Below are 12,639 nucleotides of genomic sequence, written 5' to 3' on the forward strand. Positions count from 1 at the left end.
CAAGCTCGGCTAACCTGGCAGGTGGATCCCTGGGGATCCTGGCAGGTGCGCGGCGAAGACGCCCGTTGGTGCATCCAACTGGAAGGTCACACCCAGCGGCCTGGGCAAACCGTCTTCACCCCTGGCCCGGAAGGGATGCGGCGCAACTGCCGCGACACCCTGGCCGGCCATCTGCAGGTGCGGCTGTGGCAGCGCAACGGCCAGGTCTGGACGCAGGTGCTTGCGGCCAGCAGCTCCCAAGCCGGCCTCGAGGTGGGGGGAGAAGTTCCGCGATCCTGGCCAGGGCATTGTTGAACGTTGGCGGATATCTACACCCCCGTTGGACTTCCCAAAAAACGCTCTTGTGCTAGAATACCTAAGCCACATTGATAAGCTTCCATCTCTGGATAGGAGAGACGGGTCTTCAACCGTGGCTGTTTCGCTTTTCTTGCAGGTAGATAGCTTGCGCCTGTAGCTCAGTGGACTAGAGCACGTGGCTACGGACCACGGTGTCGGGAGTTCAAATCTCTCCAGGCGCGTCACGATCCCAGATGATTTTTCGTCTGGGGTATTTACCGTCCCTTAGTTGGCCTGAATCCTGTGTTAGGATTAGGCCTATCAAGTCCGCCTTGATGCAGGCGTAGGGAGCCCGAGGATCATGTTTGAACGCTTTACGGAAAAAGCCATCAAGGTGATCATGCTGGCCCAGGAGGAGGCCAGACGGTTGGGTCACAATTTCGTTGGCACCGAGCAAATCTTGTTGGGGTTAATCGGCGAGGGCACTGGGGTCGCCGCCAAAGTTCTCAAGTCCATGGGAGTGAACTTGAAGGACGCCCGCATTGAAGTCGAGAAAATTATTGGCCGGGGATCCGGCTTTGTGGCCGTCGAGATCCCTTTCACTCCCCGCGCCAAGCGAGTGCTGGAGCTCTCCTTAGAAGAAGCTCGCCAGCTCGGCCACAACTACATCGGCACTGAGCACCTGCTCCTGGGCCTGATCCGCGAAGGGGAAGGGGTAGCTGCTCGCGTCCTGGAAAACCTGGGGGTGGATCTGTCCAAGGTGCGCACCCAGGTGATCCGCATGTTGGGCGAGACCGCCGAAGTGACGGCAGGGGGTGGGTCTTCCAGCCGCACCAAGACGCCAACCCTGGACGAATTCGGCTCCAACCTCACCCAATTGGCCCAAGAGGGCAAGCTGGATCCCGTGGTGGGTCGGACGCGGGAGATCGAGCGCGTGATCCAGATCTTGGGCCGCCGCACCAAGAACAACCCCGTTCTTATCGGCGAGCCGGGCGTGGGCAAGACCGCCATCGCCGAAGGTCTGGCCCAGCGCATCGTGCAGGGGGACGTGCCCGACATCTTGGCCGACAAGCGGGTGGTCAGCCTGGATATCGGCCTGTTGGTGGCTGGCACCAAGTACCGCGGCGAGTTTGAGGAGCGCCTCAAGAAGATCATGGATGAGATCCGCAACGCCGGCAACATCATCCTGGTCATCGACGAGGTGCACACCCTCATTGGAGCCGGGGCTGCCGAAGGGGCCATCGATGCCGCCAACATCCTCAAGCCGGCTTTGGCCCGCGGCGAGCTGCAGTGCATCGGCGCCACCACGCTGGATGAGTACCGCAAGCACATCGAGCGGGATGCCGCCCTGGAGCGTCGCTTCCAGCCCATCATGGTGGGCGAGCCGAGCGTTTCAGAGACGATCGAGATCCTGTTTGGCCTGCGGGAGCGCTACGAGCAGCACCACAAGCTGAAGATCTCCGACGCGGCCTTGGAGGCAGCGGCCAAGCTGGCCGACCAATACATCTCTGACCGCTTCCTGCCGGACAAGGCCATCGACCTCATCGACGAGGCGGCTTCGCGGGTGCGCCTGATCAACTCGCAACTGCCGCCGGCGGCGCGGGAGCTGGATCAGGAGCTGCGGCGGGTGCTTAAGGAGAAGGATGCCGCGGTGCGGGCCCAAGACTTCGACAGGGCCGGCGAGCTGCGGGATCGGGAGATGGAGATCAAGCAGCAGATCCGCGCCATTGCGGCGGCCAAAAAAGCCGAGGAAAGCAGCCGCCAAGAGATGCCAGAGGTCACCGAAGAGGACATCGCCCAAGTGGTGAGCGCCTGGACGGGCGTGCCAGTGGCCAAGCTGACCGAGAGCGAGTCGGAGAAGCTGCTGCACATGGAGGAAACCCTGCACCAGCGCATCATCGGCCAAGATGAGGCGGTGCGGGCCATCTCGCGGGCCATTCGTCGGGCTCGCGTGGGGCTGAAAAACCCCAACCGTCCCATCGCCAGCTTCATCTTCTCCGGCCCAACAGGGGTAGGCAAAACCGAGCTGACCAAAGCCCTGGCGGCCTACTTCTTCGGCTCCGAGTCGGCTATGATCCGCCTCGACATGTCGGAGTACATGGAGCGGCACACGGTCAGCAAGCTGATCGGATCCCCGCCCGGATATGTCGGCTACAACGAGGGGGGGCAGCTTACGGAAGCGGTGCGGCGCCGTCCCTACACGGTGGTGCTCTTCGATGAGATCGAGAAGGCCCACCCGGACGTGTTCAACCTGCTGCTGCAGATCCTGGAGGACGGCCGCCTGACCGACGCCAAGGGCCGCACGGTGGACTTCAAAAACACCCTGATCGTGATGACCTCGAACATTGGCTCGAAGGTCATCGAGAAGGGTGGTGGCAGCCTCGGCTTCGAGTTCAACACCAACGACGAAGATGCGAACTACAACCGCATCCGCAACTTGGTGCACGAGGAGCTGAAGCAGTACTTCCGCCCCGAGTTCCTCAACCGGGTGGACGAGATCATCGTCTTCCGGCAACTGACCAAGGAGGAAGTGAAGCAGATCGCCGACATCCTGCTCAAGGAAGTGTTCGACCGCATGAAGGAGAAGAAGATTTACCTCACGGTCAGCGATCGCTTCAAGGATCTGCTGGTGGAGGAGGGCTACAACCCCAGCTATGGGGCACGTCCGCTGCGCCGTGCTATTCAGCGCCTGTTGGAAGACATCCTGGCAGAAGAGATCTTGACTGGCCACGTCAAAGAGGGATCAGAAGTCCTCATCGATGTGGACGAGGAGCGTAAGCCCAAGGTGCTGGTCACGGAGCCGGAGCGGGTGCTCTTGCCCCAGGGAGCGGAGTAAAGCTGCCGCCTCCCCTTCAGGTTCTGGTTCTTAGGAAGACAAGGGATCCGCTGCTGTTCTCGGATCCCTTGCTCTTGTCCTTCATCTGTGCTGTCGTTCTAGGAAGTTGTCTCTAGAGTCAAGGGATTGGCCGTAGGAGAACTTTGGCATGGTGCAATCGACCTACTACTATGGCGGCGCTCCGGTTCGGACTCCGCCTCCCGATTTGGCTTCGCTGCTGCTGCAAGAGCGCATTGTCTATCTGGGTCTGCCCCTGGCCGAGGAGGCGAATGCCAACGTCACCAAGCTGATTGTGGAACAATTGCTGTATTTGCAGTACGAGGATCGGGAAAAGCCGATCAAGATGTACATCAACTCGACGGGCACCTACAGCTACGACACGGCAGCTTTTGCCATTCTGGATACGATGAACTACATCAAGCCGCCGGTGCATACCATCTGCATTGGCAATGCCATTGGCATGGCGGCCATGCTGTTGGCGGCGGGCGCCAAGGGGTTCCGGGCCAGTTTGCCCAATGCCACGATCGTGCTGCATCAGCCGTATGGGGGCACCCGTGGACAGGCCAGCGATATTGAAATTCGCACCCGCGAGATCTTGACCTTGCGCAACATGATGCTGGAGGAATTATCTCGCAGCACGGGCCAGCCCATAGAGCGCATCAAGAAGGATACGGAGCGGCTGTTTTTCATGACTCCGGAAGAGGCCAAAGCCTACGGTCTTATCGATCAGGTGTTGACCAGCTCCAAAGCCCTGCCGAAGTTGGCAACAGCCAAAAGCTGAAGCAGAGGGATCCGTCGATGGTTCAGGTCCCTGTACAGCCTTTAACGGCGGAGGAGTACCTACGCCTCAAAAGCTGGCCTTATGAAGGACGGCTTGAACTTGAAGACGGGTATATTCGGGAAGTGCCAACTGAGGAGCGCATTAACACCCTCATTGAGCTGTTTCTGATTGCGGAATTGCTCAAGTTTTTGCCCGTCCAACGCCTGAGCTTGGGCCAAGTTGAGGTCGAAGTGCCCGCAGCCAAGGCTCGGTTTCGCAACCCAGATGTGATGGTTTTACATCCTGACCATGTGAGCTTGCTGGGGAACGGTCGCGGAACCCTTCGGCTGCCCATGCCCCCGCCGCTGCTGGTGGTGGAAGTGGTTTCTCCTGGAATAGACAATGAAAAACGTGATTATCAAGACAAGCGCAAAGACTATGCTGCCCGTGGGATCCTGGAATACTGGATTGTGGATCCCGCCAAGCAGTCGGTGTCGCGCTGGGTTGGCGGGGAATACGAAGACGAGGTTAAAACCGGCCCTGAACGCATTGTTTCCTCGGTTTTGCCCCAGCTAGATTTGAGCGCGCAAGACCTCTTGCAAGCGCATCGTTCTGTGTAGTGTTCTGTACTTTGCCAGGAGAAACTTATGCCGATTGGAGTGCCTCGCGTTCCCTACCGTCTGCCCGGTGAGCCCTACAGCCAGTGGATCAGCCTCGACGACCGCCTGTACCAAGAGCGGATCTTGTTTATCGGCGAGCCCATCGACGACAACCTGGCCAATACCATCGTGGGGGTGATGCTCTACCTCAACTCCCAGGATCCGCAAAAGGATATTGTGATGTACATCAACTCTCCTGGTGGCTCTGTAACGGCGGGCATGGCCATTTACGACACCATGAACCACGTCAAGCCCGACATTGTTACCGTTTGCGTGGGCCAAGCAGCCTCGATGGGGGCCTTCTTGCTGGCTGCCGGCACCAAGGGAAAACGCTTTGCCCTGCCCCACTCCCGCATCATGCTGCACCAGCCTTCCCTGGGGATGATCCAAGGTCAGGCCAGCGATATCGAAATTCGCGCCCGCGAAACTTTGCGGGTCAAGCGGCGTATGAATGAGCTCTTGGCGCAAATGACTGGCCAGCCGCTGGAGAAAATCGAGCGGGATGTGGAGCGGGATTTCTACCTCTCGGCTACGGAAGCCCAAGCCTACGGCATTGTAGACCGAGTGATCCAAGAGCGCTCGGAAGCAATGGCCGGCTAAGGGGGATTTTGGCTCGCTGCAAAAAGACGGCCTGGGCAAGATCCCGAGTAAGATTAGGGAGCTGAGGACTGGCTCGCTGTGGTTTGACCGTTTGACGGGCCTGGATTCCGGCAGGTGTGATGTTCCCCGGCTTATACGGTACTGGTTCTAGGGTGCCGGGAGAGGGGCTGAGGATCCCTGGGGTAGCTAGGATAAGGCGGAGTGGACCGAGAGATTTGCATCCGGTGAACCGAAAGCATTGGGTCAAAAGGAGCAGTGGATGGGCCAGTCTGCTGGTGTTCCTGCTGTATCCGCCGAATCAGGCCTTGGCTTTGCCCCCGGCTTCTGAAATCCCTGAGGAGGTGCTGCGGGCGCAGCCAGATTTGCAGGCTCGCTCTCCGGTCGATAATCAGCCCCTCACCGCTGGCGAAGCTCTGCAACTCCAGGCAGCCCTGGCAGCCCGGCCCGAAACCGGATCTGTTTCTCCAGAGGTGGAGCGGCTGATCTTTTTGCTCAAGCTGCGCAGGGGTTTCCGCGACCTGTTTCCTTTTTTGTTCCCATAGCCCTCCTAGCTAGCCCAACAGTTTTCCGAACCCTTAGGGGCGAGGGGGAAATACCACAGGGATCCTTTTCTGGTAGCGGTAAGGGCCGGCGCGGGATCCCCAAGTTTGTTGGCCGGTGGTGGCGTCGAAGCCGCGATCCCAGGTGATGAATTCCTGGGCTGTGAGGTCAAACTCGATGTGGATGTAGGTGCTGTCGCCGGGGTTGAGGCGGCAGCCACCGCCCGGCAGCATCTGGCCGTGGTAGCAGTCTGCGCGCTTTTCTACGAGGATGCGACAACCGGGCAAATGCTGCAAGTCAGACAGAGAAAGCTGCGCCAAGCGCTGCAGATCCTGAGAGGCACCTGCCCAAGCCGCTTGATCCCGCAACTTATAGTTCTCGATCCGCAAGGGATCCGCCAATACCTGCAGCACCCGGCTGCGGTAAAACCGGCCCGGCGTGTGCTCGTTAAATTGCTCGGTAAAAAAGCCGATTCCTTCTGAAAACAGGTGGGGAAGGCGCACGTACCAAAGGCTCACCGGTACAAACCACACCGGTTCTGCCATGGCTTGGGCGCGGTTGCTGTAGTAACCTTCCAGCCAATCGGCAAAAGTATTGAGGTCGGAATCGGAAGTTGCCGCAGCAGAAGCTGTCATATGCAAGAAGGAGGATCGCCTGTCTTCGGGATTTCTCGATCCTAGGGTTATTCTCACCCCCAACCCTGCTTCCGGAGGGAGAAGGTTGGGTGCCGAACCGGAGGGCTCAGTGTTGAGGAGCTTGCTCTGCTGAAGGCAATTTTTCTTCTACTATAGAAAGCTATGACAAAACTCACCCCCAGCTCCAGCTACAGCATTGCTCTACGTCTGCGCCTGCCCAACCAGCCAGGAGCGCTGGCCCGTGTTACCCAAGCTATTGCCGAGGTGGGAGGCAGCCTCAGCCAGATCGACCTCATCCACCAATCGGCAGCCGAAACGGTGCGGGAAATCTGCGTGGATGCCGTTAGCAGCGAGCATGCCGAGCAAATTCGCGCCGCTGTTGCCTCTTTGCCCAACGTAAAAGTGGAGCGGGTGGTGGATCGCACCTTTGAGCTGCACCGGGGGGGAAAGCTACAGGTGGTGGCCAAAAGCCGCCTGGAGAGCGCCGCCGATCTGGCCATGGCCTATACCCCGGGCGTGGGTCGGGTGGCGCTGGAAATTGCCGCCGATCCCAGCGCTGTGTATGAATACACCATCAAGGGCAATTGCGTTGGCATCGTAACCGATGGCAGCGCCGTGCTGGGCCTGGGGAATATCGGCCCGGAGGCGGCTCTGCCAGTGATGGAGGGAAAAGCAGCCCTGTTCAAACGCTTTGCTGATATCGATGCTTTCCCGCTCTGCCTGGCCACCCAGGAGGTGGGGGAAATTGTGGAGACGGTGGTGCGCCTGGCGCCGGGGTTTGGCGGCTTCAACCTGGAGGACATCAGCGCCCCCCGCTGCTTTGCCATCGAGTTGCAGCTCAAGGCCCGTCTCAACCTGCCGGTGTTCCACGACGATCAGCATGGCACCGCCATTGTGGTGCTGGCAGCGTTGTTGAATGCCTTGAAGGTGGTTAAAAAAAGCCTAGAGGAGGTGCGCATTGTCCTCAACGGGGCAGGAGCAGCCGGTATTGCGGTAACTCAACTGCTGCGACGGGCCGGGGCCAGACATATCCTGGTCTGCGACCGCCAAGGGATCCTCAGCCGCTCCCGCGCCGACCTCACCCCCGAGAAAGCTGCCGTTGCCGTTGAGGAGAGCGGATCCCTGGCAGAGGCTTTGGTGGGAGCAGATGTGTTCATCGGGGTGAGCGTGGCCAATGCTTTGACACCAGAGATGGTGGAGAAAATGGCGCCGGATCCCATTGTCTTTGCCTTGGCCAACCCGGTGCCAGAGATCCAGCCCGAGCTGGTGGCAGATCGAGTCGCCGTGATGGCCACCGGGCGCAGCGACTACCCCAACCAGATCAACAATGTGCTGGCCTTCCCAGGGGTGTTCCGCGGCGCTCTCGATTGCCGCGCCAAGCAGATCAACACTGAGATGTGCCTGGCTGCCGCCCAGGCCATTGCCAATTTGATCCCACCGGAAGATTTGGATCCCCAGTGGATCATTCCCTCGGTCTTCGATGGGCGGGTAGTTCCTCAGGTGGCTGCCGCCGTGATCCAAGCTGCCCGCCAAACAGGAGTGGCCGGGATCCCTTGAGGGTTCCCCCTGGCCAAAAGCGGGTGGAAGGCAGCAGGAGCCCCGCACTGTACCCCCCTCAATCCCCCCGCCCCCCTGCCCCCCGTATACGGGGGGTTGGGGGGGAAGGGGGGCGGTCGGAGCCGGGTAGTTTACGATTTGCTTTTGCGGAGATCCGCACTATCAAATTGCTCTATCCACAACTCCCAGCAATCGGCGCGCCGGTTGCAAAGTTGCTCAAGATATTTGCAATAAGATCTTTGGGCTCTGACAGAGTTAACCGGAGACTTGCTTGTTATTTTTGTTACAAGATCGGGGATCCTCTCTACCTAGAGTCGAGGAAGCCGGACTAAGTCCTGATAGGCTGGAGGAAAGTTTGGGATCCCTGCCATGTTCTACCTGCCGGTCTCGCTGCTGTTGTTTTTCATGCTGGTGTTGCTGCTGCCTTTCCTCTGGCTGGGGCTGGCAGTGGATGTGGTGGCGCTGGCGGTGGGAAAGCTGGGGTTCTCGCGGGAGGGAGCGCTGTTACTGCTGCTGGCCATCCTGGTGGGCAGCTCGGTCAATATTCCCCTCTATCGAGTGAAATGCGAGGTGACGCTGGTAGAAGACCTAGCTAGCTTGTGGATGCGGCAGTTTTGGGGGATCCCTTTGACCAAGCTTTCCCAGGAGACGGTGATTGCCTTAAACGTGGGCGGGGGGCTGATCCCGGTGCTCTTGGCCGTATACCAATTTGGGCGGGCCGATAGCGTGCTGATCCTGGCGGTAACGGCGCTGGTAACCTTGGTCAGCTACTATGCTTCCCACGTGGTGCCCGGGATCGGCATTCAGATGAATCCTCTAATTGCCCCAGCTACAGCAGCCTTGGCCGCCATGTTCTGGGCTGGAGATCAGGCGCCGGCGGTGGCCTTTGCTGGCGGGGTTTTGGGCACGGTGATCGGAGCGGATCTGCTGCACTTGCCGGAGGTGCTGCGGCGCAATTGCTCGGGCATTCTCAGCATTGGCGGGGCCGGGGTTTTCGATGGCATTGCTCTCTGTGGCCTGTTTGCCCTGTTGCTGAGCTAAACCAGCAAATAGGTGAGGGAAAGGGTAACAGCCTGGCCGGGATCCAGCCAGCGCAAGTCGGGATCCCCTTCGGGGGCACGCTGGGTCAACTCCTCGAGGAGAATTTGCGTCCATTCCAGCGGCCCATTGAGCAACAGCGGCGAACGGGCTACCCCCAGCTTGCGGGCCATGGTTTTGAGGGCTTCCAAGCTGGCCGACAAGGGGCGAGTGCTGGCCACAAACAGCAGCTCGGTCAGCCCCTGGGCATGGCAGGTGAGCAGATCGGGATTGACGGCAGAGCGCGAATTGCCAGCCATCTCAGGCAGAGGTGGCAAAGTCAGGCTGCTCTTGGCCTCCAGGCGCAGCGGCAGGGCAAAGTCCTCCTGGGGCATGGGGGCCAGCAGGTGCAGTTGCCCGCTGGAATCGACCATCAACAGGTACCCGAACAGATCCTGCTCGCCCTCGTTGCGCAGAGTGAGATAGAGGGGATCCCCGCGCATAAAGCGTGGCATGCCTGGCTCGCCAGGAGCAGCGGCCCCTTGGGCAAGCCGTGACCCCCGCAAGGGTTTGCCCTTGGTGGACAATTCCCCCACCACCGCCAGCGGCGAGATTGCCGCGTTGAGGGTAGCCCGCAGGCGCTTGGCCGCCAGCAGATGGGCCAGACGGGGCACCAGCCGCTGCACTGCCGTAGCGGCAGCTTCCCCAGCCGGCCCGCAGGAATTGAGCAGCAATTCTCGCCCCGGCCAAAAGAGGCTGTAGCTGTTGACTTCCAGGGGTTTGGGCAGAGCGTCCAATTGAAAGGCGGCGGCCATTTCGGGGGTGATGCGGCCCAGCAGGCAATCCACCTGGCGCTCGCGCGGGTTGGCCGTCTCCATCCAGCTGTAGCCGGCGATGGCGTTGGTCAGATCTACTTTTTCAACGCGGCCTAAGTTGTCTTCCAGACCCACCAAAAGCTTGAGGCTGCTGGAGAGGCTGCGCAACTGCTCCCGCACCAGCGTGCCCACGGGGGGAAATTGACCTTCCCCGTTGGCCGGCTGCACCTGTGCCAACAGGCCGCTGCGAGAACGAATCAGCAGCGGCACCGGCGAGGCGGTGGAAGGCTCGGCAGCAATGGGAACCAAAAGAGTACCTGGCTGCAAGCCGCAGAGTGCCGCCGGTGGGATCCCACCCAGCCACACCTGGGCCCGATTCCCCTTCACTTCCTGGATGGCGCCGCTGACTCCCACCTGAGGGGGGGTGAGGAAGTAGGGCGGGATGCGCCGAGCCGTTTCTTTGCCCTCCAGGATGGGGCGCTGACAAGCAAACAGGCCCAGCTCCCGCTGACCGGCCACTTGGTTGAAGGCTATCAGCAGGCGGGTGGCAGGTGTGGTCTCCCACAGGTACTGCGTCAACAGGTAGGTGAGTATCCCTGCATGAAATCCCGGCCAAGCGGCTTCTGCCGCCAAATCTTGGGGGGTGGTGGCGGCAATTAACAACCCCTTGGGCGGAGAGGGCCAAATCTGCTGCACTTCACCAGAAGGCAGGCGACCGGGAGCCACCGCCTCTGGGGAGGTAGAGGCTACTTCCTTGGGGACTTTCGGCGGGCGGGAGCGCAGTTGCAAGTTGCCCCGTACTGCGGGTGCAACATAGGTAAAGCCACAATCGAGTACGGTCGTGAGCTGGGCTGTGCCCAAGCTTTGCACAAGCTGGAAAAAGCGCTCCAGACCCATAGCCGCCGCTTCTTCAGGGCCAGCCAACAGCAGCGCCGGCTGCCAGCGCTCGGGCGAAGATCCCGCCCGCCATTGGCCGTAGCCGCTAAACTGCACCACTACCGTTTCAGCCGTCTGACTTGCACTTCCCAAGTGCTCGGCAAAGGCTGACTGGATCGCGCTTGAAGTGGCAGCTCCATCGGTGAGGATGAGAATGTCTGCCGGGTCAAAGCCAAAGCGATACCGCAGCAGCTCCCGCTGCAGCTCCACATCCGTGACACACCCCTGTAACGGGGATCCCTCGCCGGGGTAGCGGTTAATGCCTATCAAGAGAGCCAACTTGCGGGAGCTGGCCGCCAAAGCTTGCCCGTAGCGCTCAGCCTGACCCACCAACCAGCCGGGAGAGAGACCAAGGCCGGCAGCAACCAGGAGTAACTTTTGTAGAAAAGACCGCCTTTCCATGTCAACCCTGTGGGCTGCCTCGCTGGCGTAACAGCCACCCTGTTGGCGAACGAGCCACAGCTCAACTCTGCACCGGATCTGTTGCTGCCTATTTCAGGATATCCCCACCCCTCCAGCTTTTTCGAGGGATCGGGTGACAGTTTTTGGCGTTTCGTTTACATTCTTGGCGGGATCCCGCCTCAAGTCCTTTCCGTCTGGGGATACCGACGCCAAGGCCGCTTAGGAGTTCAGCTAGAAACGGCAGGAGGCCCGCCCTTTTCCTCCTGTACACGGGGGATACGGGAGCGTGTCAATCAACAGCCGCGCAGCAAAACAGAGCGTTGGCGGTCGAACAGTTGGGCGTTTTCTCAACTGAGGCAGTTTCTGCACTCCAAGGCGGTGGGGCCGGGGTCAAGGTTGTGGTGGTGCCGCCTGCCGACAGTTTGCAAACCGGCCACCGATGTTTATGGCTTGGCCAGCAGGAAGGGAAGCGTTTTCGTTGTGTGAACCCGGCCTGGGGCTGGGAAGGGGAGGCAGATTTTAACGGTGCCAATGTGATTGCGGTTTTGGGGGCTGCTGTAAGCCGGCCTGCCCCCCGTACACGGGGGGTGTGGGGGGCCCTTGGTTGGCTTGCCAACTGCAGGGCTACCCAAAGCCTGCACTCTATGTGTCAGCATGAGTGCGGGCAATTTACAAAATAGGGCAAGTGAGCCCCCCGTTCCGGCCAATGGCAGCGGAGGAAAGGGATCACGATGAACCCAGCCAAAACTAGACAGCACAGGCTGTAGTAGAGGTGAAAGCTCCCGATGGGATCCACCTGTTCCACTACCCCTCCTCCCAGGGATCCCAGCGCTAGAGCCAGGATATTGTTCAAAGCATGGGCCAGGATGGGTAAGCTCAAGGAGCGTGCTTTCAGGTAGAGCAGCCCCATCACCAGGCCAAACACCGTCAGCCCAAGTGGGTTAGGGTGCAGTAGGCCAAAGACCACGGAAGAAGCCAGCAGGCCTCTGTCAAGCCCCCACTTGAGGCTCCAGCGGTGGAGCAAAATGCCGCGAAACAGCCATTCCTCCGTTATGGGGGCCACCACTGCAATCGAGAGCCAGCGCAACCCCTGGTACACCTGCGGCCAGGCTGTCTCCCCCTCCTCTTCCCCCAGGGAGTCCAGCATCGACTCCGCCAGCTCCGGGAAAGACAGCGACACCCAGTAGAGCATCAGCAAAGTGGTGCCCATGGAGAGCACAACCAAAGCCGGCACTACCCGCAGCAGGGATCCCCAGGGAATCGCAGCTCGCCAGTTGCCCCACAGCCGCCTCATCTGCAAATGGGCTCGTCGCCCGCGCTGCCAGCTCCAGATACAAGTGAGCACAAACGTGACGCAATAGACAACGTAGGCCAGCACCGGATCGTCCGAGGGCAGAGGCAACAGCCTGGCCAAAGCGACAACCCCCAGACCCACCCCCCCGTTGATCGACAGGAAAGCCAGCAGCAGATAGCGGGCCTTCAGCGCTGAAAATCCGGCTGAACCCGGCTCGGCAGGCGGCAAGGCGGGGGATCTGGACATAAAAAAGTAAGAGGTACAGCCTTTTAATTTAAAATAGGGTACAGGTATTCAAGAGGAAGGAGAGAA

General features: G+C 60.2%; 11 protein-coding genes and 1 tRNA gene. 9 read left to right on the top strand and 3 right to left on the bottom strand.

The window, feature by feature from the left end; translation table 11 throughout:
* From NW855_RS04440 to NW855_RS04470, 7 genes are all read left to right on the top strand, one after another.
* Nucleotides 1-294 (top strand): tocopherol cyclase family protein (locus NW855_RS04440; RefSeq protein ID WP_414508399.1); only part of this gene is annotated, 294 nt, incomplete at its 5' end.
* Nucleotides 295-444: 150 nt separating this feature from the next.
* Nucleotides 445-518: transfer RNA gene (locus tag NW855_RS04445), tRNA-Arg, on the top strand.
* Between the two features lie 119 nt (nt 519-637).
* Nucleotides 638-3,112 (top strand): ATP-dependent Clp protease ATP-binding subunit, encoded by a 2,475-nt coding sequence (locus tag NW855_RS04450; protein WP_011429552.1) that lies wholly within the window; start codon nt 638-640, stop codon nt 3,110-3,112.
* A gap of 148 nt (nt 3,113-3,260) precedes the next feature.
* Entirely contained in the window at nt 3,261-3,893 is a 633-nt protein-coding gene (locus NW855_RS04455; RefSeq protein ID WP_011429553.1) for an ATP-dependent Clp protease proteolytic subunit, read from the top strand.
* Between the two features lie 17 nt (nt 3,894-3,910).
* Nucleotides 3,911-4,492 carry a Uma2 family endonuclease gene (locus NW855_RS04460; RefSeq protein WP_011429554.1) on the top strand — a complete coding sequence of 194 codons (582 nt, stop codon included), beginning with the start codon at nt 3,911-3,913 and terminating at the stop codon, nt 4,490-4,492.
* Between the two features lie 27 nt (nt 4,493-4,519).
* On the top strand, nt 4,520-5,131 hold the full coding sequence (locus NW855_RS04465; protein WP_011429555.1) for an ATP-dependent Clp protease proteolytic subunit: 612 nt from the start codon (nt 4,520-4,522) through the stop codon (nt 5,129-5,131).
* Nucleotides 5,132-5,406: 275 nt separating this feature from the next.
* Nucleotides 5,407-5,673 (top strand): hypothetical protein, encoded by a 267-nt coding sequence (locus NW855_RS04470; RefSeq protein ID WP_041438869.1) that lies wholly within the window; start codon nt 5,407-5,409, stop codon nt 5,671-5,673.
* A gap of 33 nt (nt 5,674-5,706) precedes the next feature.
* Here the strand turns inward: NW855_RS04470 and NW855_RS04475 are convergent, their stop codons facing one another.
* Nucleotides 5,707-6,306 carry a chromophore lyase CpcT/CpeT gene (locus tag NW855_RS04475; RefSeq protein WP_071813501.1) on the bottom strand — a complete coding sequence of 200 codons (600 nt, stop codon included), beginning with the start codon at nt 6,304-6,306 and terminating at the stop codon, nt 5,707-5,709.
* A 162-nt stretch (nt 6,307-6,468) separates the two neighbouring features.
* Here NW855_RS04475 and NW855_RS04480 point away from each other — a divergent pair, with 162 nt between their 5' ends.
* Nucleotides 6,469-7,863 carry a malic enzyme-like NAD(P)-binding protein gene (locus tag NW855_RS04480; protein ID WP_011429558.1) on the top strand — a complete coding sequence of 465 codons (1,395 nt, stop codon included), beginning with the start codon at nt 6,469-6,471 and terminating at the stop codon, nt 7,861-7,863.
* Between the two features lie 369 nt (nt 7,864-8,232).
* Complete coding sequence (locus tag NW855_RS04485; RefSeq protein ID WP_414508400.1) at nt 8,233-8,904, top strand: DUF1614 domain-containing protein; 672 nt, start codon at nt 8,233-8,235, stop codon at nt 8,902-8,904.
* Here the strand turns inward: NW855_RS04485 and NW855_RS04490 are convergent.
* Together NW855_RS04490 and NW855_RS04495 are read right to left on the bottom strand one after the other, a co-directional pair.
* Nucleotides 8,901-11,033 carry a caspase family protein gene (locus NW855_RS04490; RefSeq protein WP_011429560.1) on the bottom strand — a complete coding sequence of 711 codons (2,133 nt, stop codon included), beginning with the start codon at nt 11,031-11,033 and terminating at the stop codon, nt 8,901-8,903. The genes NW855_RS04485 and NW855_RS04490 overlap by 4 nt on opposite strands.
* A 649-nt stretch (nt 11,034-11,682) precedes the next feature.
* Complete coding sequence (locus tag NW855_RS04495) at nt 11,683-12,573, bottom strand: lysostaphin resistance A-like protein (protein ID WP_414389892.1); 891 nt, start codon at nt 12,571-12,573, stop codon at nt 11,683-11,685.
* Between the last annotated feature and the right edge of the window lie 66 nt (nt 12,574-12,639).

It is taken from the genome of Synechococcus sp. RC10B2, assembly GCF_047502635.1.